20 protein-coding genes are annotated in these 26,103 nt (G+C 71.5%); 15 read left to right on the top strand and 5 right to left on the bottom strand.

What is annotated here, in order from left to right:
- The first annotated feature begins 143 nt into the window (after positions 1 to 143).
- Entirely contained in the window at positions 144 to 3,200 is a 3,057-nt protein-coding gene (uvrA, locus tag ACFV88_RS03085; protein ID WP_385485380.1) for an excinuclease ABC subunit UvrA, read from the top strand.
- Between the two features lie 57 nt (positions 3,201 to 3,257).
- Here uvrA and ACFV88_RS03080 read toward each other — a convergent pair whose 3' ends face one another.
- A complete protein-coding gene (locus ACFV88_RS03080) occupies positions 3,258 to 4,166 on the bottom strand; it encodes a carbohydrate kinase (RefSeq protein WP_385485377.1) in 909 nt (302 codons plus the stop codon).
- 327 nt (positions 4,167 to 4,493) lie between these two features.
- Between ACFV88_RS03080 and ACFV88_RS03075 the strand changes: the two genes are divergently transcribed.
- Positions 4,494 to 4,925 carry a Rieske 2Fe-2S domain-containing protein gene (locus ACFV88_RS03075; RefSeq protein ID WP_385485375.1) on the top strand — a complete coding sequence of 144 codons (432 nt, stop codon included), beginning with the start codon at positions 4,494 to 4,496 and terminating at the stop codon, positions 4,923 to 4,925.
- Between the two features lie 64 nt (positions 4,926 to 4,989).
- Here ACFV88_RS03075 and ACFV88_RS03070 read toward each other — a convergent pair whose 3' ends face one another.
- Entirely contained in the window at positions 4,990 to 5,937 is a 948-nt protein-coding gene (locus tag ACFV88_RS03070) for a hypothetical protein (protein WP_385485373.1), read from the bottom strand.
- Positions 5,938 to 6,166: 229 nt separating this feature from the next.
- Between ACFV88_RS03070 and ACFV88_RS03065 the strand changes: the two genes are divergently transcribed.
- From ACFV88_RS03065 to pgi, 13 genes are all read left to right on the top strand, one after another.
- Positions 6,167 to 6,829: a papain-like cysteine protease family protein gene (locus tag ACFV88_RS03065; protein ID WP_385485371.1), complete on the top strand. Its 663-nt coding sequence runs from the start codon at positions 6,167 to 6,169 to the stop codon at positions 6,827 to 6,829.
- A 5-nt stretch (positions 6,830 to 6,834) separates the two neighbouring features.
- Positions 6,835 to 7,746: a hypothetical protein gene (locus ACFV88_RS03060; RefSeq protein WP_385486000.1), complete on the top strand. Its 912-nt coding sequence runs from the start codon at positions 6,835 to 6,837 to the stop codon at positions 7,744 to 7,746.
- 246 nt (positions 7,747 to 7,992) lie between these two features.
- Positions 7,993 to 10,161: an excinuclease ABC subunit UvrC gene (gene uvrC / locus ACFV88_RS03055; protein WP_385485369.1), complete on the top strand. Its 2,169-nt coding sequence runs from the start codon at positions 7,993 to 7,995 to the stop codon at positions 10,159 to 10,161.
- 149 nt (positions 10,162 to 10,310) lie between these two features.
- Positions 10,311 to 11,204, top strand: coding sequence for an RNase adapter RapZ (gene rapZ / locus ACFV88_RS03050; RefSeq protein ID WP_385485998.1), 894 nt, complete (start codon positions 10,311 to 10,313; stop codon positions 11,202 to 11,204).
- Positions 11,201 to 12,253: a uridine diphosphate-N-acetylglucosamine-binding protein YvcK gene (gene yvcK, locus ACFV88_RS03045; RefSeq protein ID WP_385485366.1), complete on the top strand. Its 1,053-nt coding sequence runs from the start codon at positions 11,201 to 11,203 to the stop codon at positions 12,251 to 12,253. The genes rapZ and yvcK overlap by 4 nt, the downstream gene beginning before the upstream one ends.
- Positions 12,244 to 13,245 carry a DNA-binding protein WhiA gene (gene whiA, locus ACFV88_RS03040; RefSeq protein WP_385485364.1) on the top strand — a complete coding sequence of 334 codons (1,002 nt, stop codon included), beginning with the start codon at positions 12,244 to 12,246 and terminating at the stop codon, positions 13,243 to 13,245. The genes yvcK and whiA overlap by 10 nt, the downstream gene beginning before the upstream one ends.
- A gap of 134 nt (positions 13,246 to 13,379) precedes the next feature.
- The gene (locus ACFV88_RS03035) at positions 13,380 to 16,334 is read left to right on the top strand and encodes a M14 family zinc carboxypeptidase (protein WP_385485362.1); all 2,955 of its coding nucleotides are present in this window, start codon (positions 13,380 to 13,382) and stop codon (positions 16,332 to 16,334) included.
- Between the two features lie 237 nt (positions 16,335 to 16,571).
- Entirely contained in the window at positions 16,572 to 17,582 is a 1,011-nt protein-coding gene (gap, locus tag ACFV88_RS03030) for a type I glyceraldehyde-3-phosphate dehydrogenase (RefSeq protein WP_385485360.1), read from the top strand.
- A gap of 162 nt (positions 17,583 to 17,744) precedes the next feature.
- Positions 17,745 to 18,956: a phosphoglycerate kinase gene (locus ACFV88_RS03025; RefSeq protein WP_385485358.1), complete on the top strand. Its 1,212-nt coding sequence runs from the start codon at positions 17,745 to 17,747 to the stop codon at positions 18,954 to 18,956.
- A gap of 7 nt (positions 18,957 to 18,963) precedes the next feature.
- Entirely contained in the window at positions 18,964 to 19,746 is a 783-nt protein-coding gene (tpiA, locus tag ACFV88_RS03020) for a triose-phosphate isomerase (RefSeq protein WP_385485356.1), read from the top strand.
- A gap of 180 nt (positions 19,747 to 19,926) precedes the next feature.
- Positions 19,927 to 20,163, top strand: a complete 237-nt coding sequence (gene secG / locus ACFV88_RS03015) for a preprotein translocase subunit SecG (protein ID WP_385485996.1) — start codon at positions 19,927 to 19,929, stop codon at positions 20,161 to 20,163.
- Between the two features lie 206 nt (positions 20,164 to 20,369).
- The gene (locus tag ACFV88_RS03010; protein WP_173263245.1) at positions 20,370 to 20,705 is read left to right on the top strand and encodes an RNA polymerase-binding protein RbpA; all 336 of its coding nucleotides are present in this window, start codon (positions 20,370 to 20,372) and stop codon (positions 20,703 to 20,705) included.
- Positions 20,706 to 20,959: 254 nt separating this feature from the next.
- Positions 20,960 to 22,612: a glucose-6-phosphate isomerase gene (gene pgi, locus ACFV88_RS03005; RefSeq protein ID WP_385485354.1), complete on the top strand. Its 1,653-nt coding sequence runs from the start codon at positions 20,960 to 20,962 to the stop codon at positions 22,610 to 22,612.
- 94 nt (positions 22,613 to 22,706) lie between these two features.
- Here pgi and pgl read toward each other — a convergent pair whose 3' ends face one another.
- From pgl to zwf, 3 genes are read right to left on the bottom strand one after another with little or no spacing between them, the layout of a single operon-like run.
- Entirely contained in the window at positions 22,707 to 23,507 is an 801-nt protein-coding gene (pgl, locus tag ACFV88_RS03000) for a 6-phosphogluconolactonase (RefSeq protein ID WP_385485352.1), read from the bottom strand.
- Positions 23,504 to 24,571: a glucose-6-phosphate dehydrogenase assembly protein OpcA gene (gene opcA, locus ACFV88_RS02995; protein ID WP_385485350.1), complete on the bottom strand. Its 1,068-nt coding sequence runs from the start codon at positions 24,569 to 24,571 to the stop codon at positions 23,504 to 23,506. The genes pgl and opcA overlap by 4 nt, the downstream gene beginning before the upstream one ends.
- Entirely contained in the window at positions 24,568 to 26,100 is a 1,533-nt protein-coding gene (zwf, locus tag ACFV88_RS02990) for a glucose-6-phosphate dehydrogenase (RefSeq protein WP_385485348.1), read from the bottom strand. The genes opcA and zwf overlap by 4 nt, the downstream gene beginning before the upstream one ends.
- Positions 26,101 to 26,103: the final 3 nt, after the last annotated feature.

Raw genomic sequence — 26,103 nt, 5'->3', positions numbered from 1 at the left:
GGCATCGTGCATGCTTGATAGTCGGGACCGTGTTCCAGACGTCCCGCCCAGCAGAACCGCCCATCGCTGACGGCGGCCCCTCACAGTCCGGGAGGACGGGGGCCCCGCCCCTGTAGTTCCACTCAAGAAAGGTGCGGACCGGCGTGGCCGACCGTCTCATCGTCCGTGGTGCCCGCGAGCACAATCTGAAGAACGTCTCGCTCGACCTGCCGCGTGACTCGCTCATCGTCTTCACGGGGCTGTCCGGGTCGGGCAAGTCGTCGCTCGCCTTCGACACGATCTTCGCCGAGGGGCAGCGGCGTTACGTGGAGTCGCTGTCCTCGTACGCCCGGCAGTTCCTCGGCCAGATGGACAAGCCCGACGTCGACTTCATCGAGGGCCTGTCCCCGGCCGTCTCCATCGACCAGAAGTCCACCTCGCGCAACCCGCGCTCCACCGTCGGCACGATCACCGAGGTCTACGACTACCTGCGGCTGCTGTTCGCCAGGATCGGCAAGCCGCACTGCCCCGAGTGCGGCCGTCCCATCTCCCGGCAGTCGCCGCAGGCCATCGTGGACAAGGTCCTGGAACTGCCCGAGGGCAGCCGCTTCCAGGTGCTGTCGCCGCTGGTGCGCGAGCGCAAGGGCGAGTTCGTGGACCTCTTCGCCGACCTCCAGACCAAGGGCTACAGCCGCGCCCGGGTTGACGGCGAGACGATCCAGCTCTCGGAGCCGCCCGCGCTGAAGAAGCAGGAGAAGCACACCATCGAGGTGGTCGTCGACCGCCTCACCGTGAAGGACAGCGCCAAGCGGCGGCTGACCGACTCCGTGGAGACCGCGCTCGGCCTGTCCGGCGGCATGGTCGTCCTCGACTTCGTGGACCTCCCCGAGGACGACCCCGAGCGCGAGCGCATGTACTCGGAGCACCTCTACTGCCCCTACGACGACCTCTCGTTCGAGGAGCTGGAGCCGCGCTCCTTCTCGTTCAACTCGCCGTTCGGCGCCTGCCCGGACTGCACGGGCATCGGCACCCGCATGGAGGTCGACCCGGAGCTGATCGTCCCGGACGAGGACAAGTCCCTGGACGAGGGGGCGATCCACCCCTGGTCCCACGGCGCCACCAAGGACTACTTCAGCCGGTTGATCGGCGCCCTCGCGGACGCCCTGGGCTTTAGGACGGACATCCCCTGGGCAGGGCTGCCGCAGCGGGCCAAGAAGGCCCTCCTGCACGGCCACCGCACCCAGATCGAGGTCCGCTACCGCAACCGCTACGGCCGCGAGCGGGTCTACACGACCGCCTTCGAGGGCGCCGTGCAGTTCGTCAAGCGGCGGCACAGCGAGGCCGAGAGCGACACCAGCCGTGAGCGCTTCGAGGGCTACATGCGCGAGGTGCCCTGCCCCACCTGCGAGGGCACCCGGCTGAAGCCGATCGTGCTGGCCGTCACGGTGATGGAGAAGTCGATCGCCGAGGTCGCCGCCATGTCGATCAGCGATTGCGCGGACTTCCTGGGCCGGCTGAAGCTGAACGCGCGCGACAAGAAGATCGCCGAGCGCGTGCTCAAGGAGGTCAACGAGCGGCTGCGGTTCCTGGTGGACGTCGGCCTCGACTACCTGTCGCTGAACCGCGCGGCGGGCACCCTGTCCGGCGGCGAGGCCCAGCGCATCCGGCTGGCCACCCAGATCGGCTCGGGCCTGGTGGGCGTGCTGTACGTCCTGGACGAGCCGTCGATCGGCCTCCACCAGCGGGACAACCACCGGCTGATCGAGACCCTGGTCCGGCTGCGCGACATGGGCAACACCCTGATCGTGGTGGAGCACGACGAGGACACGATCAAGGTCGCCGACTGGGTCGTCGACATCGGCCCCGGCGCGGGCGAGCACGGCGGCGAGGTGGTCCACAGCGGCACCATGGCCGAACTGCTGGCCAACGAGGAGTCGATCACCGGTGCGTACCTCTCCGGGCAGCGGTCCATCCCGCTGCCCGAGATCCGCCGTCCCCTGGACCCCTCCCGACGGCTCACCGTGCACGGCGCCCGTGAGAACAACCTGCGGGACATCGACGTGTCCTTCCCGCTGGGCGTCCTCACCGCCGTCACCGGGGTCTCCGGTTCCGGCAAGTCGACCCTGGTCAACGACATCCTCTACACCCACCTGGCGCGCGAGCTGAACGGCGCCCGGAGCGTGCCCGGACGCCACACCCGGGTGGACGGCGACGACCTCGTCGACAAGGTGGTCCACGTCGACCAGTCGCCGATCGGTCGCACCCCCCGGTCCAACCCGGCGACCTACACCGGCGTCTTCGACCACGTGCGCAAGCTGTTCGCCGAGACCACCGAGGCGAAGGTGCGGGGCTACCTCCCGGGCCGGTTCTCGTTCAACGTCAAGGGCGGGCGCTGCGAGAACTGCTCCGGCGACGGCACCATCAAGATCGAGATGAACTTCCTGCCGGACGTCTACGTCCCCTGCGAGGTCTGCCACGGCGCCCGCTACAACCGGGAGACGCTCGACGTCCACTACAAGGGCAAGTCCATCGCCGAGGTGCTGGACATGCCGATCGAGGAGGCGCTCGACTTCTTCGAGGCGGTCCCCGGCATCGCCCGCCACCTCAAGACCCTGCACGAGGTGGGGCTCGGGTACGTCCGCCTCGGACAGCCCGCGCCGACGCTCTCGGGCGGCGAGGCCCAGCGGGTGAAGCTCGCGAGCGAGTTGCAGAAGCGCTCCACGGGCCGCACGGTCTACGTCCTGGACGAGCCGACCACGGGCCTGCACTTCGAGGACATCAGCAAGCTGATCACGGTGCTGTCCGGGCTGGTGGACAAGGGCAACACGGTGATCGTGATCGAGCACAACCTCGATGTGATCAAGACGGCGGACTGGGTCGTGGACATGGGCCCCGAGGGCGGCAACGGCGGCGGTCTGGTCGTCGCCGAGGGCACGCCCGAGGAGATCGCGGCGGTCCCGACCAGCCACACCGGCAAGTTCCTCCAGGACATCCTGGGTGCCGACCGGGTCGGTGCCGCAGCGGTCCCCCCGGCGCGCAAGCGCAAGACGGCGGCCAAGACCACCACCGCCAAGACCACCCAGAGCAAGACGGCCGCGACCAAGAGGGCCGCGACGAAGAAGGCCGCGACCAAGACGGCGACCAGCAAGACCGCCGCGAGCAAGTCAGCGGCGACCAAGAAGGCCGCGTCGCCCCGGAGCACCCGGGCCGGCAAGGCGTAGGCGGGCAGCGAACCGTCCCTCGGGGTCCCCACCGTGCCGGTGCGGACCCCGAGGCGTTCAGGAGGCCAGTTCGCAGGCCCGCGGGGACCGGGCGCCCCGGTGGGCGCAGGTGGCCGCCGCCGCCCGGGCCGCGAAGTCCAGGACGTCCGTCCAGACGGGCCGGGGCAGCGCGGCCAGCGCCGCGGCGGACAGCGCGTCGTGCGCGCTCAGCCGGTGGAGCAGCGCCGCGGTGACGGTGTCGCCCGCGCCGATCGTGTCGACCACCCGCACCGGTACGGCAGGAACCGCGAGTTCGCCGGCCCCCCGGGTGTACACGGACAGCCCGGCCGCCCCCCGGGTCAGCACCACCGCCGCGGGGCCCGCGGCCAACCACTGCCGCGGGGTGCCGCCCAGCCACTGCGCGTCCTCGACCGAGAGTTTCAGCAGGTCCACGGAGGGCAGCCAGGACCGGAACCGCGCCCGGTGGGCCTCGGCGTCCGGGACGAGGGCGGGGCGGACGTTCGGGTCCAGGACGGTCAGGACGCCCGGACCGGCGCACCCGTGCAGCAACTCCTCGTAGGCGCTGGCCCCCGGCTCCAGGACGAGCGAGCAGGTGCCGAAGGACACCGCCCGCGTCCCTTCGGGCAGCCCCGCGGGTGCGGTGAAGAGCCGGTCGGCGGTGCCGTCCACGTAGAACGCGTACCCGGCGGAACCGTCCGTGCCCACCGTGGCCAGGGCCAGCGTCGTCGGCTCCGGCCCCCGCTGGACGTGCGACACGTCCACGTCCGCCCCGCGCAACCCGTCGAGCAGGGCCTGACCGTAGCCGTCGGTGCTCAGCCGGGACAGGAACGCGGTGGGGGAGCCGAGCCGCCCCAGGGCCACCGCGGTGTTGTACGGGCCGCCGCCGGGCCGGGGGCTCAGCGGGGCCAGCGGCCCCTCCCGCTCCGGCACCAGGTCGATCAGGGCCTCTCCGGCGACGACGATCACGTACGGGTCCCTTCTACGGTTCCGGTCGGGCCCCGGGGGCCGTCCGTCGGGGGCCGGCCGGGTCGGTCGACCGAGGGGCGGCCACGGGACCGCGGCGCGTCCCGCACCGCAGCGTACGCGGACGGTCGGGCGCCCCTCCCGCGCCGCCACGCCCCCCTTACCACGCCGCCACGGCCACCCCCTGCTGCCCGGCCACGGAGTCCTACCGCCCCCGGCCACGGCGTCCGTGCCACCCCTGCCCGGTCGCCCCGGCCGCGGCCGGTAGGGTCGTCAGCGGCCCCCGGGCCAGCCGGACTCCGTTGACCTGCACGAACACATGGAGACGTCATGTCTGCCCACTCGACTCCGAGCCGCCGCACCCTGCTCCAAGGGGCCGCCGCCGTTCCGGTGGTCGGACTCGGTCTCGCCGGCTGCTCCACCGAGGGGAACCCCCGGGCCGCCAGCGCGACCCCCACGGCCCCGGTGGAACTGGGGCCCGAGGGCGAGGTGGCGAAGGGCACCACCAAGCTGTTCAAGGAGCAGAAGGTGGTCGTCACCCGGGCCGAGGACGGCGGTCTCACCGCCTTCGGCAGCGTGTGCACCCACGCCGGTTGCCCCATGAACAAGCTGGAGGGGACGACCCTGATCTGCTCCTGCCACGGCAGCCGCTTCGACGCCACCACGGGCGAGGTGCTGGAACGCCCCGCGACCGTGCCGCTGCCCGAGGTACCCGTCCGGGTCGAGGGCGGCCGACTGGTCGCCGGCCCCGCCGACGCCTGAGCACCCCGGCCTGAGCACCCCGGCCTGAGCACCCCGGGCCGGGGCACGGCCGGCCGTGCCCCGGTCAGCCCCAGTCCCAGGTGATCCCCAACAGTCCCGCCCGCACCTGCGGTTCCACGAAGTGCACCGAACGGTGGCGCCCGCTCAGCAACAGCTCCCGGCGCCCGCAGCGCGGTGCCGCCGCGGAGTTCTGGGCGAACCGGTGGCAGCGCACCGGCAGCGCCTCCTCCGCGAAGCTCACCTGGAGCAGGTACTGCCCCCCGGCGAAGCTGAAGCCGCGCACGTACTCCTGCGAGGTGCCCGCCGTACCGTCCTCGAAGGCGTAGCGGAACAGATGGGTGTCACCTCCCCGCAGCACGGTGTCGAACAGGAACTCCGCCACCAGCACCCCGGTCCCGCCGTGCCAACGCACCCGGCCGGTCCGGCAGTTCTCCAACGCCCGGACGACGACCCGGTCGGGGGCGCAGCCGGGGTCACCGTGGTGGATGGCCACGTACCGGTCGACCCCGTCCTTGTGCGCGCGCACGATCTGGTGCGACTCGCGGCCCAACAGTTCGCGGCGGGTGCCGATGTGCACCCGCTCGTGGTGCCCGACGGTGTGCAGTCCGCCGTCGAGCGGCGACTCCAACTCCCCGAGGAGCTGTTCCAGCACGTCCGAGGCCTCCACCAGGGAACGGTAGGTGCGCGCTGCGGGGCGCCCGGAGCCCTTGGTGCCCTCGGGATGGGCGAGGAGCCGGATCAGGGACTCCTCGGGCAGGTGCAGGACCTCCTCCAGGGCACGGACCGCCCGGAGCGACTCCGCGCGCTGCGGGCGCCGGGCGCCCTGTTGCCAGTAGCTCAGACTCGTCACCCCGACGTGCACGCCGAGCCGGGCCAGATGGTGCTGCACCCGCTGGAGGGAGAGGCTGCGCGCGGCGATCGCGGCCCGCAGGGCGGTGTGGAAGGGGCCTGCCTTCAACACCGTTTCGAGGTCCTCGGCCGGAGCCTGTGCCGGAGGTGTGCCGTGCCGCATCCAGGGGCCCTTCTGTGAATGTCCACAACGGCCCGACCGGTCGCCGGTACCGGTGCCGGGGCTGACCTGGCCGTCCTCCCCGACGCGTTCACACGGGTGCGCCCCCGTTCACGGACCCGTGTGCCCCCGCATTGAAGCGTGTTGACCTGCACTGGACAACACCTGATGCTCAACCCCAGCGTCCGGACGCGCTCCTCCGCTCACCCATCCCCCCAGTGGGAGGAACGCGATGCGCAAGAGAAACCCTCACACCACCCCACCGCGGCGGTCAGCGCTGCTCGCGGTGACCGTCGCCGCCGCGGCCCTGGCGGCACTCACGGCGCCCGTCGCCCAGGCGGCGCCGCCCACCACGCCGACCACTGCCGCGGCGGCCACCGACGGCCGGGCCGCCCCCGGTGACGTCTCCGCCCTCGCCACCAAGCGGCTGGACATCACCATGCAGGCCCAGCAGAAGTCCAACTGGTGCTGGGCCGCCGCCGGCAACACGATCGCCGCCTGGTACGGCCGCTCGTACTCACAGAACCAGTTCTGCAACGCCGCCTTCGGCCGCTCGCAGAGCTCCCAGTGCCCCAACTCCCAGGCCACCCTGGGCGATGTGCAGACCGGGCTGCGCTGGACGGGCGTCAACCCCGGCTCGTACATCAACGGCTGGCTGCGCTACCCGGCGCTCCAGACCGAGATCAACGCCAACCGGCCCGTGGAGACCCGCATCCAGTGGTCGTCCGGCGGCGGCCACATGCACGTCCTGTACGGCTACGACGACTCGGGCAGCTGGGTCTACTGGGGTGACCCCTGGCCGAGCAGCCAGCGCTACAGCTGGGCCTCCCACAACTGGTACGTCAACAACTCCACCTTCAGCTGGACCCACTCCCTCTACCGGATCGGGGCGTGAGACCGGTGCGATCCACCACACGACACCAGAGCGCCGCCCGGACCCTGCCCCGTGCCGCGCTCACCCTCAGCGCGGCGGCCCTGTTGACCGTCCTGGCCGCCCCCGCGGCCACCGCCGACGCACCCCCGGCCACCGACCCGGCGGCCAGCGCGGCGGCCGACAAGGCGGCCACCAGCGCCGGCACGCTCGACACCCTCACCCGGTTCTTCGCCCAGGACGGCGGCCAGACCCGTCCGCCCGGCGCCGCCGACGCACGGGCGTCCGCCACCGGTGAACCGCGCGTCGAGGACGGTGCGGTGCCGGTGCACCACCTGTCCCCCGACTTCGTCGCGGGCAAGCCCGGCGCCGCGGTCGCCGTCCCGGTGTTCCACGCCAGCCGGGCGGTCGCCCCGGACGGCCGCACCGCCTCCCTGTGGACGGCCCGGCACGAGGGCCGCTGGCAGGTCGTGAACATCGCGACCGGTGACGACGAGACCCGGTACGCGGCCCTGGGCGAGCGGAAGCTGCCCGGCGGAACCGTCTTCCAGGAGCCCCAGATCGGTGCCTGGTACGTCCAGCGGGGTGCACGCGTGGTGCCCCTGGACGGGGAGGCGCGCCGTGCGGTGGGCGCCGACGGCGCGACCCTCGCCGAGTACCGCAAGCACGTGCGGAGCGCCTACGGCGACAAGCTGCGCGGTTCGGGCTACGCGAAGTCCGGCAAGGCGGGCGGGTACGGGCCGGCCGAGGCCGCCCGGGGCGCCGAACGGGCGCACGGACCGGCCGCCCACGACACGCCCGCGACCCGGGCGGCCGAGCCGGACGGCGCCCTGAGCGTGCCGGTCGCGGTCGGCGCCGGCGCGGCCGGAGTGGGCCTGCTCGCCCTGCTGCTGTGGGCCGGCACCGCCCTGCGCCGCTGGGCCGGGCACCCGGGCGGCTGAACCACCCGGGGCCGCACCGCCGTGCGGCCCCGGGTCCGCTCCGGGCGCTCGCCGTCCGGGGCACCGCGCCCCCGACCCCCGGTGCCCTCACGGGACCACTCACCCCGCGAGGGCACCGGGTCGGGCCTTCGGGCCCGGGGCAGCCGGGCGCGGCACGGACGACCCCGTGTCGCGCCCGGCCCGCGCACCCGTCGACCGCCCTGGTCCGCGGCACGATCGTCAGTGCCCGCCAGTAGGGTGTGAGACATGGCAGACCCCTCCAGCTACCGCCCCAAGCCGGGACAGATCCCCGACTCGCCGGGGGTCTACAAGTTCCGGGACGAACACCGCCGGGTGATCTACGTCGGCAAGGCGAAGAGCCTGCGCCAGCGGCTCGCGAACTACTTCCAGGACGTCGCGGGCATGCACCCGCGCACCCGCACGATGGTCACCACGGCCGCCTCCGTGGAGTGGACCGTCGTGTCCACGGAGGTCGAGGCGCTCCAGCTGGAGTACTCCTGGATCAAGGAGTTCGACCCCCGGTTCAACGTCAAGTACCGCGACGACAAGAGCTACCCGTACCTCGCGGTCACGATGAACGAGGAGTTCCCCCGGGTCCAGGTGATGCGCGGCCACAAACGCAAGGGCGTGCGCTACTTCGGCCCCTACGGGCACGCCTGGGCCATCCGCGACACGGTCGACCTGTTGTTGCGGGTCTTCCCCGTGCGGACCTGTTCGGCGGGCGTCTTCAAGAACGCCGCCCGCACCGGCCGCCCCTGCCTCCTCGGCTACATCGGCAAGTGCTCCGCGCCCTGCGTCGGCCGGGTCACCCCCGAGGAGCACCGCGAACTCGCGGACGAGTTCTGCGACTTCATGGCCGGACGCACCGGTACCTACATCCGCCGGCTGGAAGAGCGGATGCAGGAAGCGGCCGAGGAGATGGAGTACGAGCGGGCCGCCCGGCTGCGCGACGACGTCCAGGCGCTGCGCACGGCGATGGAGAAGAGCGCCGTGGTGCTCGCCGACGCCACCGACGCCGATCTGATCGCCCTCGCCGAGGACGAGCTGGAAGCGGCCGTGCAGATCTTCCACGTGCGCGGCGGTCGGGTGCGCGGTCAGCGGGGTTGGATCACCGACAAGGTCGAGGCCGTCACCACGGGTGACCTGGTGGAGCACGCCCTCCAGCAGCTCTACGGCGAGGAGAGCGGCGACGCGGTGCCCAAGGAGGTGCTGGTCCCCGCGCTACCGGAGCCGGCCGAGCCCGTCCAGGAGTGGTTGACCGGTCGCCGCGGCGCCGGCGTGTCCCTGCGGGTGCCCCAGCGCGGCGACAAGAAGGCGCTGATGGAGACCGTCGCCCGCAACGCCCAGCAGTCCCTCGTCCTGCACAAGACGAAGCGCGCCTCCGACCTCACCACGCGCTCCCGGGCCCTGGAGGAGATCGCCGCCGCCCTCGAACTGGACAGCGCCCCGCTGCGGATCGAGTGTTACGACGTCTCCCACCTCCAGGGCGACGACGTGGTCGCGTCCATGGTCGTCTTCGAGGACGGGCTCGCCCGCAAGAGCGAGTACCGCCGGTTCCAGATCAAGGGCCGCGCCGGTGACACCCAGCTCTGGCACGGCCAGGGGCAGGACGACGTCCGCTCGATGCACGAGGTGATCACCCGCCGCTTCAAGCGCTACCTCGCCGAGAAGGAGCGCACGGGCGAGTGGGCCACCGCGGAATCCGACCCCCCCGAGGCGCTCGCCGAAGGCCCGACGGCCGACGCGCAGGGTGCAGCGGGCACCCCGGCCGTCCCGGCCACCCCGGAGGCAGCCGCGCCCGACGTGCTGCGCGCGGACGGCACGCCCGACACCCCGACCGGTCCGACCGACGACAACGGCCGGCCCCGGCGGTTCGCCTATCCGCCGCAGCTCGTCGTGGTCGACGGCGGACAGCCCCAGGTCAACGCCGCCCAGCGGGCCCTGGACGAGCTGGGCATCGACGACATCGCCGTGTGCGGGCTGGCCAAGCGCCTCGAAGAGGTGTGGGTGCCGGGTGAGGACGACCCGCTGGTGCTGCCGCGCACCAGCGAGGGCCTGTACCTGCTCCAACGGGTCAGGGACGAGGCCCACCGCTTCGCGATCACCTACCAGCGGGCCAAACGCGCCAAACGTTTCCGGGCGAGCCCCCTCGACGACGTCTCCGGTCTGGGGGAGACCCGCAAGCAAGCCCTCATCAAGCACTTCGGTTCGGTCAAGAGGCTCCGGTCCGCGACAATCGACGAGATCTGCGAGGTGCCCGGCATAGGTCGCAAGACGGCCGAGTCCATCGCTGCCGCCTTCGCCAGGGCGGCACCGGCCGCACCCGCCGTGAACACGGCGACCGGAGAGATCATTGAAGACGAGGAGCCCGTATCCGCGGGCACCTCGGAGAACCGACGGGGGCAGGAACCATGACGAACCAGGATGCACACGACGCGCACGACACGCGCGATACGGGCGCCGCGGCCGGGCCGGACACCCCGGTCGGGGCCACCGCACGGGACGAGGACGGACACGGTGCACATACGGAACCGGACAGCGACGGAGCACAGGCGGGTGCGGGCATGACGATCGATGCCGCGGGAGTCCCCGAGGCGGCCATCCCCGAACTGGTGATCATCTCCGGGATGTCCGGGGCGGGTCGTTCCACCGCCGCGAAGTGCCTGGAGGACCTCGGCTGGTTCGTGGTCGACAACCTGCCGCCCGCCCTGATCCCGACCATGGTCGAGCTGGGCGCCCGCTCCCAGGGCAACGTCGCCCGGATCGCGGTCGTCGTGGACGTCCGGGGCCGCCGCTTCTTCGACAACCTCCGCGAGTCCCTCGCCGACCTGGAGGCCAAGCACGTCACCCGGCGCATCGTCTTCCTGGAGTCCTCCGACGACGCCCTGGTCCGCCGCTTCGAAGGGGTGCGCCGCCCGCACCCGCTCCAGGGCGACGGCCGGATCGTCGACGGCATCGCCGCCGAACGCGAACTCCTGCGCGAGCTGCGCGGCGACGCCGACCTGGTGATCGACACCTCCAGTCTCAACGTCCACGAACTGCGGGCCAAGATGGACGCCCAGTTCGCGGGCGAGGAGGAGCCGGAACTGCGGGCCACGGTCATGTCGTTCGGGTTCAAGTACGGGCTGCCGGTCGACGCCGACCTCGTCGTGGACATGCGCTTCCTGCCCAACCCGCACTGGGTGCCCGAGCTGCGTCCCTTCAGCGGGCTCAACGAGGAGGTGGCGGCCTACGTCTTCAACCAGCCCGGGGCCAAGGAGTTCCTCGACCGGTACGCCGAACTGCTCCGGCTGATCGCTGCGGGGTACCGCCGCGAGGGCAAGCGGTACGTCACCATCGCCGTCGGCTGTACCGGCGGCAAGCACCGTTCCGTCGCGATGTCGGAGAAGCTCGCCGCGCGGTTGGCGGCCGAGGGCGTCGAGACCGTCGTCGTGCACCGGGACATGGGTCGCGAATGACCGCGCGTTCACTCCGGCTGCGCCGCGCCGGCCGTTCCACCCCCCTCCGTCCGGGTGAAAAGCCGGTACGGGTCCGTCGGCGCGGTGCGCAGCCCAAGGTGGTCGCCCTCGGCGGGGGCATGGGACTGTCCGCATCGCTGGCCGGTCTGCGCCGCATCACCGGCGATCTGACCGCCGTCGTCACCGTCGCCGACGACGGCGGTTCCAGTGGGCGGCTGCGCGCTGAACTGGGCGTGCTACCCCCCGGTGACCTGCGCAAAGCCCTGGCAGCGCTCTGCGGTGACGACGACTGGGGCCAGACCTGGGCCCGGGTCATCCAGCACCGTTTCCACTCGGCCGGCGAGATGCACGGCCACGCCGTCGGCAACCTGCTGATCGTGGCGCTGTGGGAGCAGCTCGGCGACCACGTGCTCGCCCTGGACCTGGTCGGCAAACTGCTGGGCGCGCACGGTCGGGTGCTGCCCATGTCGGCGGTGCCGCTGGAGCTGGAAGCCCTGGTCAGGGGCCATGACCCGGAGCGTCCCGACGATGTGGACACGGTCCGCGGACAGGCCACCGTGGCCCTCACCCCCGGTGAGGTCCAGTCGGTCCACCTGGTCCCCAACGACCCGCCGGCCGTGCCGGAGGCGGTGGGAGCCGTCCTGGACGCCGACTGGGTGGTGCTGGGGCCCGGCTCCTGGTTCTCCTCGGTCATCCCCCACCTGCTGGTTCCCGAGTTGCGGGACGCGCTCACCGAGACCAAGGCCCGCCGGGTGCTCGCCCTGAACATCGCTCCGCAACCCGGCGAAACCGAGGGCTTCTCTCCGCAACGTCATTTGGAGGTTTTGGGACGACACGCCCCTAAACTCGCCCTGGACGTGGTGCTCGCCGACGAGGCGGCCGTGCCCGACCGCGAGTCACTCGCCGAAGCCGCACTGGGGTTCGGTGCCGCGGTCGAGCTGGCCCCGGTGGCCCGGACCGACGGCAGCCCGAGGCATGATCCGGAGCTGTTGGCCGCCGCGTACGACCGTATTTTTCGGATGCATGGAAGGATCGGCCCATGGCGATGACGGCAGCGGTGAAGGACGAGATCTCCCGGCTCCCCGTCACCCGGACCTGCTGCAGAAAGGCGGAGGTCTCGTCGATCCTGCGGTTCGCGGGCGGGCTGCACCTGGTCAGCGGACGCATCGTGATCGAGGCGGAGCTGGACACGGGGATCGCGGCCCGCCGTCTGAAGCGGGACATCCTGGAGATCTTCGGCCACAGTTCCGAACTGATCGTGATGGCTCCCGGCGGTCTGCGCCGCGGTTCCCGCTTCGTGGTCCGCGTGGTGGCGGGCGGCGACCAGCTCGCGCGTCAGACGGGTCTGGTGGACGGCCGGGGCCGTCCCATCCGGGGGCTGCCGCCGCAGGTGGTCTCGGGGGCCACCTGCGATGCGGAGGCGGCCTGGCGCGGGGCGTTCCTCGCGCACGGCTCGCTCACCGAGCCGGGCCGTTCCTCCTCGTTGGAGGTCACCTGCCCGGGACCCGAGGCCGCGCTCGCCCTGGTCGGGGCGGCCCGCCGCCTCCAGATCGCGGCGAAGGCCCGTGAGGTGCGCGGGGTGGACCGGGTGGTCGTCCGGGACGGGGACGCGATCGGGGCCCTGCTGACCAGGCTGGGCGCGCACGAGTCGGTCCTCGCCTGGGAGGAGCGGCGGATGCGGCGTGAGGTGCGGGCCACCGCGAACCGGCTCGCCAACTTCGACGACGCGAACCTGCGCCGCTCGGCGCGGGCCGCCGTGGCCGCGGGCGCACGGGTCCAGCGGGCCCTGGAGATCCTCGCCGAGGAGGTGCCCGAGCACCTCGCCGCGGCCGGCCGGCTGCGGATGGAGCACAAGCAGGCGTCGCTGGAGGAGCTGGGGGCGCTAGCTGACCCGCCGCTGACCAAGGACGCGGTGGCCGGGCGGATCCGCCGGCTGCTGGCGATGGCCGACAAGCGCGCCAGTGACCTGGGCATTCCCGGAACCGAGTCGAACCTGACGGAAGACCTGGCCGACAGCCTGGCCGACAACTTGGTCGGCTAGGGCTTCCGGCCCCGGACAGCGTCCCCCTGGGGCGTTTCCTGGCAAGGGGGCGACCCAAGGGCCCTATTGACATGATCATGAAGTCCCATGAGCCTTGCGCCCACACCAGAGCAGGACCACCGCAAGGGGGACTGATGAGACGAAGAGCGAGAGCGATCCTCGCGATGGGCGCACTGATCCTCGGCGGCACCACCGCCACGCCCCTCGCCCAGGCCGGACCGCGGGCCGCCGCGCCCGCCGTCGAGGCCGCGGACGCCGTCAAGGTGTTCGAGGCCGACGTCACCCAGGAGCAGATACCCCTGCTCCTGAAGGCCGGGCAGGACGCGCACGAACTCTCCGAGCGGGCACCCGCCCGGGGAACCGCACGCGTGGAGCTGTACCTCACCGACGTCCAGGCCCGGAAGCTGGAGCGCCAAGGCGTGGACGTCACCGAGCGGAAGGTGTCCGCCGCGACCGAGAAACGGGTCGCCGCCGCGGGCGAAGGGGTCTTCCGCCCCTACGGCGGAGCGGGCGGGCTGAAGGAGGAGATCGTCCGCACCGGACAGGCGCACCCGGACCTGACCAAGGTCGTCTCGATCGGGAAGTCCCTGAACGGACAGGACATCCTCGCGGTCAAGGTCAGCAAGGACGCCCGCACCACCAAGGACGGCGCCAAACCCGCCACGCTCTACCTGTCGAACCAACACGCCCGGGAGTGGATCACCCCGGAGATGACCCGGCGGCTGCTGCACCACTACCTCGACCGCTACGAGACCGACCGCCGGATCAAGAAGATCGTGGACACCACCGAACTGTGGTTCGTCCTGTCCGCCAACCCCGACGGGTACGACTTCACCCACGCCGCCGACGGCCAGCGCCAGTGGCGCAAGAACCTGCGGGACGTCAACGGTGACGGCAAGACCTCCGCGGGCGACGGCGTCGACCTCAACCGCAACTTCGCCTACAAGTGGGGCTACGACGACGAGGGTTCGTCGCCCGCGCCCTCCTCGGAGACCTACCGCGGCGCCGGCCCCATGTCCGAACCCGAGACCCAGGTCCTCGACCGCTTCCAGAAGCGCATCGGCTTCGAGTACGGCATCAACTACCACTCCGCCGCCGAGCTGATCCTCTACGGCGTCGGCTGGCAGGTCGCCACCGACACGCCCGACGACGTGCTGTACAAGGCACTCGCCGGCACCCCCGAGAAGCCGGCGATCCCCGGCTACCGCCCCCAGGTGTCCTCCGAGCTGTACACCACCAACGGCGAGGCCGACGGGCACGGCGGCAACGTCAACGGCATCGCGATGTTCACCCCCGAGATGTCCACCTGCCAGACGGTGTCCGCGCGTTACCCCGACGACCCGTGGAACGCCCGGGACTGCGCCTCCGTGTTCACCTTCCCGGACGACGAGAAGCTGATCCAGGAGGAGTTCACGGCCAACGTGCCGTTCGCGCTCGCCGTCGCCGAGACGGCGGCCCACCCGGACCGTCCCGTGTCGGTGACCGGCATCGAGGCCCCGGACTTCACCCCCGCGACCTTCGACACGTCCTTCGCCCGCGGCGGCGACCAGGAGGTCGCCGTCACCGCCCGCACGTCGGTCCGGGACAAGGAGCTGAAGTACCGGATCAACGGCGGACGCGTGCACGACGAGGACCTGCGCCGCTGGAAGGGCGGCGAGACCTTCGGCGGCGAGGACAACCTGTACTTCGACGAGTACCGCGCCGAGGTCGAGGACGCCCGCCCCGGTGACCGGGTCGAGGTGTGGTTCACCGGCCGCACCAGGGCGGGGCGGGTCTCCAGCGAACCGTTCGCGTACACCGTCGCCGAACGCCCGAAGTCCTCGGTCCTGGTGCTCGCCGAGGAGGGCGCCACCGCCCAGCAGACGGCTGCCTACGTGGCCGCGCTCAAGGCGAACGGCAAGGACGCGACCGTCTGGGACGTCGCCACACGGGGTGCGCCGCACGCCCTGGCGGTCCTGGCCCACTTCCCGGTCGTCGTCCACTACACGGGCGCCCAGGTGCCCTCAGGGGCCACTCAGCTCGCCCTGCGGGCCTACCTCAACGAGGGCGGCAAGCTGGTCGAGGCCGGAGAGCGGGCGGGCGGCAACGTCCGACTGGGCCGCGCCGTCTCGAACGACTTCGCGCAGTACTACCTCGGCGCGTACGAGCGGCTGGCCGCACCGGGCGTCACCTCCTTCGCCGGAGAGGGCCGGCTCGCCGGGGCCGGCGCGGGGCTCGGCGACGCCCCGGGCAACCCCCTGGACGCGGCGGGCCGCTACCTCGTCACCTCCGACGCGCTGCCCGCCGACCGCTTCCCGCAGTTCCGCAGCGGCTCCGGCGGCGGGTACCCCGGGCTCACCAACCCGTACGCGCCGCACACCGGGCAGGGCATGGCCTCCGCCGTCCACGCGGACAGCGACTGGAAGCGGCTGACCCGCACGGTGGACCTCACCCAGGTCAGCGCCGCCGACGCGCCCGCCCTGCAACTGGCGCTGAACTGGAACGTCGAGGACGGCTACGACCACGTCCTGCTGGAGGCGCACACCGTCGGCGCCGAGGACTGGACCACGCTCCCCGACCGCAACGGCGCCAGCTCCCAGGCCGTGCCCACCGAGTGCGAGGCCGGGTACTTCCTCAACGGCCACCCGTTCCTCCGCCACTACCTGGCCCGGGGCACCGGCGCCTGCACGGGCGGCGGCAGCACCGGTCAGTGGAACAGCTTCACCGGCTCCTCCGCCGGCTGGAAGCAGGTGGCCTTCGACCTGAGCGCCTACGCGGGCAAGAAGGTCGAACTCTCCCTCGCCTACGTCACCGACCCGGGCAGCGGCGAACGGGGCGTCTTCGCCGACCAGGCCCAGCTCCTCGTCGGCGGCCAGGTGCAGGACACCGAGGGTTTCGAGACCTCCCTCGGCACGTGGGGCGTGGGCCAGTCCCCGGTCGGCAGCCCCACCGTCACCGGCGACTGGGCCCGCACCGGCGAGCTCTACCGTTCGTACGCCTCCGTCACAGCGCGTGACAGCGTGCTCCTCGGCTTCGGCTTCGAGCACGTGCCGGACGCCGCCGAACGCGCCCGGCTGATGGGGCGCGCCCTGGCCGCCCTGCGGCGCTGAGCCGCACCGGCCGGACGGTGTCCGGGGCGCCCCCACCGGCCCCGGACACCTCCCGCCGGGCACCGCCGGGAGGTCCACGGGCCCGCACCGCGACGGTGCGGGCCCGTGCCGCGTTGTGTTAAGGGCAGCTCGATGTCACCCCGGACGGCCCGGGGAGGTAGGGTCGGAGGCGGTCGGGGACATCCCATACAACTCGCCGGGCGTCGAAACCCGGCGCTCCAACGAGGAGATCGGTTCGTGACGATCCGCGTAGGCATCAACGGCTTTGGCCGCATCGGTCGTAACTACTTCCGCGCGCTGCTGGAGCAGGGTGCAGACATCGAGATCGTGGCTGTCAACGACCTGGGTGACACCGCGACCACTGCTCACTTGCTGAAATACGACACCATCCTGGGCCGTCTGAAGGCCGAGGTGTCGCACACCGCCGACACGATCACCGTCGGTGACCACACCATCAAGGTGCTGTCCGAGCGCAACCCCTCCGACATCCCCTGGGGCGAGCTGGGCGTCGACATCGTCATCGAGTCGACCGGCATCTTCACCAAGAAGGCCGATGCCGCCAAGCACATCGCCGGCGGCGCCAAGAAGGTCCTCATCTCGGCTCCGGCCAGCGACGAGGACATCACGGTCGTGATGGGCGTCAACCAGGACCAGTACGACCCGGCGCAGCACCACGTCATCTCCAACGCCTCCTGCACCACCAACTGTGTGGCGCCGATGGCGAAGGTCCTCGACGAGAACTTCGGCATCGTCAAGGGCCTGATGACGACGGTCCACGCGTACACGAACGACCAGCGCATCCTGGACTTCCCGCACAAGGACCTGCGCCGCGCCCGGGCCGCCGCCGAGAACATCATCCCGACGACGACCGGCGCCGCCAAGGCCACCGCCCTGGTGCTGCCGCAGCTCAAGGGCAAGCTGGACGGCATCGCCATGCGCGTCCCGGTCCCCACCGGCTCCGCCACCGACCTGGTCGTCACGCTCCAGCGCGAGACCACCAAGGACGAGGTCAACGCCGCGTTCAAGAAGGCGTCCGAGGACGGCTCCCTCAAGGGCATCCTGGCGTACACCGAGGACCCGATCGTGTCCTCCGACATCGTCGGCGACCCGGCGTCCTGCATCTTCGACTCCTCCCTGAGCATGGTCCAGGAGGGCAACACGGTGAAGATCCTCGGCTGGTACGACAACGAGTGGGGCTACTCCAACCGCCTGGTGGACCTGACGGTCTTCGTCGGCGAGCAGCTCTGACCCGTACCCGCTACGGCAGGCACCCTCATGTGAAGGACAGGGCTCGGGCGGCGCGAAGGGGCGCCGTCCGGGCCCTGTCACGTGCGCACCGCTCTGCGGGAGCCCCCTGCGACTCCCGCAGCTCCTCGCCACCGCCCCGCGAGCCTTCCTAGGAGCCACTGAATGAAGACGATCGACGAACTCCTCGCCGAGGGTGTCGACGACAAGCGGGTCTTCGTCCGCGCCGACCTCAACGTGCCGCTCGCCGACGGCGTCATCACGGACGACGGCCGCATCCGCGCGGTCCTGCCCACCGTGCGGGCCCTCGCCGAAGCGGGCGCCAAGGTCGTCGTCGCCTCCCACCTGGGACGCCCCAAGGGCGCCCCGGACCCGGCGTTCTCGCTGCTGCCCGCCGCCGAACGCCTCGGCGAGCTGCTGGGCGCCCCCGTCGCCTTCGCCCAGGACACCGTGGGGCCCGCCGCCCACGGCGCCGTCGACGGCCTCCAGCCCGGCCAGGTCGCCGTCCTGGAGAACCTGCGCTTCAACCCCGGCGAGACCTCCAAGGACGACGCCGAGCGCGGCGAGTTCGCCGACCGCCTCGCCGCCCTCGCCGACGTGTACGTGGGCGACGGCTTCGGTGCGGTGCACCGGCGCCACGCCTCGGTGTACGACCTCCCGGCCCGGCTCCCGCACTACGCCGGCTACCTCATCGCCACCGAGGTCGGCGTCCTGAAGAAGCTCACCGAGGACGTGCAGCGCCCCTACGTCGTCGTCCTCGGCGGGGCCAAGGTCTCCGACAAGCTCGGAGTGATCGACCACCTGCTGGAGCGGGCCGACCGCATCATCATCGGCGGCGGCATGGTCTACACCTTCCTCAAGGCCCAGGGCCACGAGGTCGGCAACTCGCTGCTCCAGGAGGACCAGGTCCCGGCCGTCCAGGACTACCTCAAGCGGGCCGCCGAGCGCGGTGTGGAGTTCGTGCTCCCGGTGGACGTCCTGACCGGCACCTCGTTCCCCGACCTGAAGACCAAGGCCCCCGCCCACCCGCTCACGGTCGCCGCGGACGCCATTCCGTCGGGTCAGCAGGGCCTGGACATCGGCCCGAAGACGTGTGAGCTGTACGCGGCGAAGCTCGCCGACGCGGCCACCATCTTCTGGAACGGCCCCATGGGTGTCTTCGAGCACCCCGACTACGCCGAGGGCACCAAAGCGGTCGCCCAGGCCCTGCTCGACTCCTCGGCCTTCACGGTCGTCGGCGGTGGCGACTCCGCCGCGGCCGTACGCATCCTGGGCTTCGACGAGCAGGCATTCGGACACATCTCGACCGGTGGCGGCGCCTCCCTCGAATACCTCGAGGGCAAGACGCTCCCCGGCCTCGCCGCACTGGAGAACTGAACCTTCCATGACGAAGCAGACCCGTACGCCCCTGATGGCCGGCAACTGGAAGATGAACCTCAACCACCTTGAGGCCATCGCCCACGTCCAGAAGCTCGCCTTCGCCCTCGCGGACAAGGACTACGAGACCGTCGAGGTCGCCGTCCTGCCGCCGTTCACCGACCTGCGGTCCGTGCAGACCCTCGTCGACGGCGACAAGCTGAAGATCAAGTACGGTGCGCAGGACATCTCCGCGCACGAGTCCGGTGCCTACACCGGCGAGATCTCCGGCGCGATGCTCGCCAAGCTCAAGTGCGCCTACGTCGCCGTCGGCCACTCGGAGCGCCGCCAGTACCACGGCGAGACCGACGAGCTGTGCAACGCCAAGGTCAAGGCCGCGTTCAAGCACGGCCTCACCCCGATCCTCTGCGTCGGCGAGGGCCTGGACGTCCGCAAGGCCGGCCAGCAGGTCGAGCACACCCTCGCCCAGCTCGACGGGGCGCTCAAGGACCTGCCCGCGGAGCAGGCCGAGACGATCGTGATCGCCTACGAGCCGGTGTGGGCCATCGGCACCGGTGAGGTCGCCACGCCCGAGGACGCCCAGGAAGTCTGCGGGGCGATCCGCGGCCGGCTCGCGGAGCTCTACTCCAAGGAGCTGGCCGAGCAGGTGCGCATCCAGTACGGCGGTTCCGTGAAGTCCGGGAACGTCGCCGCGATCATGGCGCAGCCCGACGTGGACGGCGCCCTCATCGGGGGAGCCGCGCTCGACGTCGACGAGTTCGTCAAGATCGTCCGCTTCGAACAGGCGTGAGTAGGCGCTAGCGACGATCCGTCGTACCCTTGCGGGGGCCGCTGGCCGGTAAGGCGAGCGGGCGCTGGGCGCGGGCACCGGGAGGTGTCCCGCACGGACGTCCGTCGGCTCGCCCGACCGGCCGCGGTCCTCGCGCCGTCCATCAAGATCCGAGGGAAGACCCCGGAAAGGGAGTTCACTGTGGTTTTCGGGTTCTCGATCGCCGTGATCGCCTTCAGCCTGCTGCTGACGCTGCTGGTGCTGATGCACAAGGGCAAGGGCGGCGGTCTGTCCGACATGTTCGGCGGCGGCATGCAGTCGTCCGTGGGCGGGTCCTCGGTCGCCGAGCGCAACCTCGACCGCATCACCGTCGTGGTCGGTCTGCTGTGGTTCGCTTGCATCGTCGCCCTCGCGATCATGATGAAGCTCGACAACTGAGCCTCATCACCGTCGCACACGCACACCACGTTGAGCCCCATGACGGGTACGCGCCCCCCGGCGCGGCCTATCATGGGGCTTGCGTCTCGGGGTGGGGTGTAACTCCATTCACTGGACGCGCGTTGGGCCTTACGTAGACTGAGGCGCCCCCGGCGAAGCGTTACGCCGACTCGCTTCGCGGCACCATCACGCAGGGAGTTACGACCGTGGCAAGTGGCAACGCGATCCGGGGAAGCCGGGTCGGGGCGGGGCCGATGGGCGAGGCCGAGCGCGGCGAGTCCGCGCCGCGGCTGCGCATCTCCTTCTGGTGCTCGAACGGGCACGAGACACAGCCGAGCTTCGCCAGCGACGCGCAGGTCCCGGACAGTTGGGACTGCCCGCGGTGCGGTTTTCCGGCAGGTCAGGACCGGGACAACCCCCCGGCTCCACCACGGACCGAGCCGTACAAGACCCACCTCGCCTATGTGCGGGAGCGGCGCAGTGACGCGGACGGCGAGGCGATCCTCGCCGAGGCGCTGGCGAAACTGCGCGGCGAGATCTGACGGATTGACCAGCGGGCCGGACACCTTGAGCCAGGTGTCCGGCCCGCTGTGCGTGTGCCGGGGGAGACCGCCCCGGCCCGTGGGAGCGCACGGCGAGGGGGCGGTCAACGTGGGGAGCCACTCGTGACGGTGAACGTGTCCGGCCGCGCCCGCACCCGACGGCCGTCCGTTCGCCGTCCTGATCAATTAGGTTGGAGGGTGCTGCGGCAAGGCGCCCAGACCAGGCGACGGCAGAGAGAAGGACGACGTCCGAGATGAATGCAGAAGGCCGTACCAGGCTCAACCAGACGCCCGAGTGGACCGCCCTGGTCAAACACCGGGAAGAACAGGGCGAGATGCGGCTGCGCGATCTGTTCGCGGCGGACCCGGACCGCGCCACCGGATACGCGCTACAGGTCGGTGACCTGTACGTCGACTACTCCAAGCACCTCATCACCGACGAAACACTCCGACTGCTTCGCGAGCTCGCCGAGGCCCGGGGGGTGTACGCACTGCGGGACGCCATGTTCCGCGGCGACAAGATCAACACGACGGAGGACCGCGCGGTCCTGCACACCGCGCTGCGCGCCCCGAGCGGCGCGGTGATCGAGGCCGACGGTCGCAACGTCGTCCCCGCGGTGCACGAAGTCCTCGACCGCATGGGCGTGTTCGCCGACCGGGTCCGTTCGGGTGATTGGACCGGTCACACCGGCGCGCGCATCAAGAACATCGTCAACATCGGCATCGGCGGCTCCGACCTCGGCCCCGCCATGGCCTACGAGGCGTTGCGCTCCTACACCGACCGCGGCCTCACGGTGCGGTTCGTGTCGAACGTCGACGGGGCCGATCTGCACGAGGCGGTCCGGGACCTGGACGCCGCCGAGACGCTGTTCATCGTGGCGTCCAAGACCTTCACCACCATCGAGACCCTGACCAACGCCACCTCGGCCCGCAGTTGGCTCCTCACCGAGCTGAGGGCGGGTCAGGAGGCGGTGGCCAAGCACTTCGTGGCCCTGTCGACCAATGCCGGGAAGGTCGCCGACTTCGGCATCGACACGGCGAACATGTTCGAGTTCTGGGACTGGGTCGGCGGACGCTACTCGTTCGACTCGGCGATCGGGCTCTCCCTGATGCTCGCGATCGGGCCGGACCGGTTCCGGGAGATGCTTGACGGTTTCCACACCGTCGACCGGCACTTCCGCAACGCCCCGCCCGAGCAGAACGTCCCGCTGTTGCTCGGTCTGCTGGGCATCTGGTACGGCAACTTCCACGACGCCCAGGCGCACGCGGTGCTGCCGTACTCGCACTACCTGTCCAAGTTCACGGCGTACCTCCAGCAGCTGGACATGGAGTCCAACGGCAAGTCCGTCGACCGGGAGGGCGAACCGGTCCACTGGCAGACCGGCCCCGTGGTCTGGGGCACGCCGGGCACCAACGGGCAGCACGCCTATTACCAGTTGATCCACCAGGGCACCAAGCTGGTGCCCGCCGACTTCATCGGGTTCGCCGAGCCGGTCGCCGATCTCCACCCGGGGCTCGTCGCCCAGCACGACCTGCTGATGGCGAACTTCTTCGCGCAGACCCAGGCCCTCGCCTTCGGCAAGACGCCCGAGGAGGTCCGCGCCGAAGGGGTCCCCGAGGAGCTCGTCCCGCACAAGAGCTTCCGGGGCGACCGCCCCACGACCACCATCCTGGCGAAGGAGCTGACGCCCTCGGTGCTCGGCCAGCTCATCGCCCTGTACGAGCACAAGGTGTTCGTCCAGGGGGCCGTGTGGAACATCGACTCGTTCGACCAGTGGGGCGTCGAACTGGGCAAGGTGCTCGCCAAGCGCGTGGAGCCCGCGCTCACCGAGGGCGCCGAGGTCCCGGGCCTCGACGCGTCCAGTACGGCCCTGGTCGCCAAGTACCGCGAGCTGCGCGGCCGTTGACGCGACGGTGCCGGGCGTCCGGTCCTCCTGGACGCCCGGCACCGGGCCGTACTTCCCCGGTCACCACGGAGCCCGTGGTGACCACCGCTTCGCCCTAGGGCGAAGCGGGCGGGTACAGAGCGCGCGGCAGCTGGGAGGCCGCCGCCGAGTCGAGCAGCCACAGGGTCCGCGCACGTCCCCGGGCGCCGGCCGCCGGCGCCTGGATCTCGCCCGCGCCCGACAGGGCGATGGCCGCGGCCTGAGCCTTGTCCTCGCCCGCCGCCAACAGCCACACCTCACGGGCGGCCCGGATCGCGGGCAGCGTCAGGGAGATCCGGGTGGGCGGCGGCTTCGGCGCCCCGTGGACGCCGACGACGGTCCGCTCGGTCTCCCGGACGCCGGGCAGCTCGGGGAAGAGCGAGGCCACGTGCGTGTCCGGGCCGACCCCCAGCATCAGGACGTCGAAGGTGGGCACCGGACCGTGGTCCTCCGGACCCGCCGCGGCGGCCAGTTCCGCGGCGTACGCGGCAGCAGCCGTGTCCACCCCGTCCCCGGCCGGACCCCCGGTGGCGTAGGGGCCGTCCGAGGCGGGCATGGCGTGCACCCGCTTCGGGTCGAGCGGCACCGAATCCAGCAGCGCCGCACGGGCCTGGGTCACGTTCCGCTCGGGGTCGCCCTCGGGCAGATAGCGCTCGTCACCCCACCACAGGTCGAGGCGGGACCAGTCGATCGCGTCCCGGGCGGGCGCGGCGGCCAGCGCGGCGAGCACGCCGTTGCCGTTGCGCCCGCCGGTCAGGACGATCGACGCCGAGCCGCGCGCGGCCTGGGCGTCCACGATCTTCGTGATCAGCCGGGCCGCCGCGGCCTGCGCCATCAGCTCCTTGTCGCGGTGCACCACGAGCTGGGGTGTGCTCACGTGCGGGCCTTGCGCGCAGGAACCGACTTCTTCGCCGGTGGCGTCTTGTCGTCGCCGGCGCCCTCGCCCTCGGCGGAGTCGTCCGGGGAACCGCCGGGTTCGCCGGCCGCCTCCGTGCGGGCGGGGACGCTCGCCGTCGACTCGGCCAGCCCCTTCACCCCGAACCGCAGCACGGACGCATAGATGTCGTCCGGGTCCAGGCGCCGCAGCTCCTCCGCGATCAGCTCCGCGGTTTCCCGCCGCTTCAACGCCACCGCGCGGTCCGGCTGACCCGCGATCGACAGCGTGGCCAGCGACCCGTCCGGTCGGTCGAGACCGATCGGCCCGCAGTCCGTCTGGAGCCGTACCGCCGTCAGCCCGGGGCCGCTCGACACGGTCCGGGTCACGGGCGTGCCCAATCGTTCCGCCAGCCACATCGCCAGCAGTTCCACACTGGGGTTGTACTCCTCGCCCTCGACCTCGGCCGCGGTCACCGTGCAGGCGATCTGGTCCAGCGCGGCGGCCAGCATCGAGCGCCAGGGGGTGATCCGGGTCCAGGACAGGTCCGTGTCCCCGGGGGCGTAGGTGTCGGCGCGGGACGTCAGCTCCGCCACCGGCTGCTCGGCGGAGTAGGCGTCGGTGATCCGGCGCTGGGCGAGCGCGCCCAGCGGGTCGCGCGCCGGGTCGGCGGGAGAATTGATCGGCCACCACACCACGACGGGGGCGTCCGGCAGCAGCAGCGGCAGGACCACCGACTGCGCGTGCTCGACGACCTCGCCGTACAGCCGCAGGATGACCGTCTCCCCGGTGCCCGCCTCACCGCCCACCCGGACCTCGGCGTCCAGCCGGGAGGTGGTGCGGATGCGCGGCGACCGCGACACCCGGCGGATGACCACCAGGGTGCGCGAGGGGTGCTCGCGGGAGGCCTCGCTGGCCGCCCGCAACGCGTCGTAGGCGTTCTCCTCGTCCGTGACGATGACCAGGGTGAGCACCATGCCGACGGCCGGGGAGCCGATGGCACGGCGCCCTTCGACCATCGCCTTGTTGATCCGGCTGGCCGTGGTGTCCGTAAGGTCGATGTTCATGGCCGACGCCAGCTCCGTCCGTCTCGTGCGAGCATTTCGTCCGCCTCGGCGGGGCCCCAGGTCCCGGACTTGTACTGGGCGGGCTTGCCGTGCGCGTCCCAGTGCTGCTCGATCGGGTCGAGGATGCGCCAGGACAGTTCGACCTCTTCTGTGCGGGGGAAGAGGTTCGAGTCGCCCAACAGGACGTCCAGGATGAGCCGCTCGTACGCCTCCGGGCTCGACTCCGTGAACGACTCGCCGTAGGCGAAGTCCATGGACACGTCCCGGACCTCCATCGAGGTGCCCGGCACCTTGGAGCCGAAGCGCACGGTCACGCCCTCGTCCGGCTGGACCCGGATGACCAGGGCGTTCTGCCCCAGCTCCTCGGTCGCGGTGTGGTCGAAGGGCGAGTGCGGGGCGCGCTGGAAGACCACGGCGATCTCCGTCACCCGGCGGCCGAGGCGTTTGCCGGTGCGCAGGTAGAAGGGGACCCCCGCCCAGCGGCGGTTGTCGATCTGGAGCTTCACCGCCGCGTAGGTGTCGGTCTTCGACTTGCTGTCGATGCCGTCTTCCTGGAGGTAACCGATGACCTTCTCGCCACCCTGCCATCCGGCGACGTACTGGGCGCGGACGGTGTCGGTGCCCAGGTCCGCGGGGAGCTTGACCGCCCCGAGGACCTTGGTCTTCTCGGCGGCCAGCGCGTCCGCGTCGAAGGAGGAGGGCTCCTCCATCGCGGTGAGCGCGAGCAACTGGAGCAGGTGGTTCTGGATCACGTCCCGGGCGGCGCCGATGCCGTCGTAGTACCCGGCCCGGCCGCCGATCCCGATGTCCTCGGCCATGGTGATCTGCACGTGGTCGACGTACGACCGGTTCCAGATCGGCTCGAACAGGGTGTTGGCGAACCGGAGCGCCAGGATGTTCTGGACGGTCTCCTTGCCGAGGTAGTGGTCGATCCGGAAGACCTGGTCCGGGGCGAACACCTCGTGGACGATCGCGTTGAGTTCCTTCGCCGACGTCAGGTCGTGACCGAAGGGCTTCTCGATGACCGCCCGCCGCCAGGACCCCTCCTCCTGGTCGGCCAGCCCGTGCTTCTTGAGCTGCTTGACGACCAGGGGGAAGAACTTCGGCGGAACGGAGAGGTAGAAGGCGAAGTTGCCGCCGGTGCCCTGGGCCTTGTCCAGATCGGTGATCGTGGCCTTCAGCTGCTCGAAGGCGTTGTCGTCGTCGAAGTCGCCCTGGACGAAGCGCATGCCCTGGATCAGCTGCTGCCAGACCTCCTCCCGGAAGGGGGTGCGGGAGTGTTCCTTGACGGCGTCGTGGACCTCTTGGGCGAAGTCCTCGTTCTGCCACTCGCGACGGGCGAACCCGATCAGCGAGAAGCCGGGCGGCAGCAGACCCCGGTTCGCGAGGTCGTAGACGGCGGGCATCAGCTTCTTGCGGGACAAGTCGCCCGTGACGCCGAAGATCACCAGGCCCGACGGCCCCGCGATGCGCGGGAGCCGTCGGTCCGCGGCGTCACGAAGCGGATTGGCTCCGTGGACGGGTGTCAAGGT

Source organism: Streptomyces sp. NPDC059816 (assembly GCF_042732055.1).
Classification (GTDB): Bacteria; Actinomycetota; Actinomycetes; order Streptomycetales; family Streptomycetaceae; genus Streptomyces.
Note: the sequence above shows the minus strand (reverse complement) of the source record. Positions and strands in the feature narration are given on the sequence as shown.

Coding starts and splice junctions, on each gene's coding strand:
- uvrC (WP_385485369.1), top strand. CDS start 7,993: ATGGCAGACCCCTCCAGCTACCGCCCCAAGCCGGGACAGATCCCCGAC.
- pgi (WP_385485354.1), top strand. CDS start 20,960: ATGAATGCAGAAGGCCGTACCAGGCTCAACCAGACGCCCGAGTGGACC.
- ACFV88_RS03065 (WP_385485371.1), top strand. CDS start 6,167: ATGCGCAAGAGAAACCCTCACACCACCCCACCGCGGCGGTCAGCGCTG.
- yvcK (WP_385485366.1), top strand. CDS start 11,201: ATGACCGCGCGTTCACTCCGGCTGCGCCGCGCCGGCCGTTCCACCCCC.
- ACFV88_RS03035 (WP_385485362.1), top strand. CDS start 13,380: ATGAGACGAAGAGCGAGAGCGATCCTCGCGATGGGCGCACTGATCCTC.
- tpiA (WP_385485356.1), top strand. CDS start 18,964: ATGACGAAGCAGACCCGTACGCCCCTGATGGCCGGCAACTGGAAGATG.
- ACFV88_RS03070 (WP_385485373.1), bottom strand. CDS start 5,937: ATGCGGCACGGCACACCTCCGGCACAGGCTCCGGCCGAGGACCTCGAA.
- ACFV88_RS03025 (WP_385485358.1), top strand. CDS start 17,745: ATGAAGACGATCGACGAACTCCTCGCCGAGGGTGTCGACGACAAGCGG.
- rapZ (WP_385485998.1), top strand. CDS start 10,311: ATGACGATCGATGCCGCGGGAGTCCCCGAGGCGGCCATCCCCGAACTG.
- opcA (WP_385485350.1), bottom strand. CDS start 24,571: ATGAACATCGACCTTACGGACACCACGGCCAGCCGGATCAACAAGGCG.
- ACFV88_RS03075 (WP_385485375.1), top strand. CDS start 4,494: ATGTCTGCCCACTCGACTCCGAGCCGCCGCACCCTGCTCCAAGGGGCC.
- whiA (WP_385485364.1), top strand. CDS start 12,244: ATGGCGATGACGGCAGCGGTGAAGGACGAGATCTCCCGGCTCCCCGTC.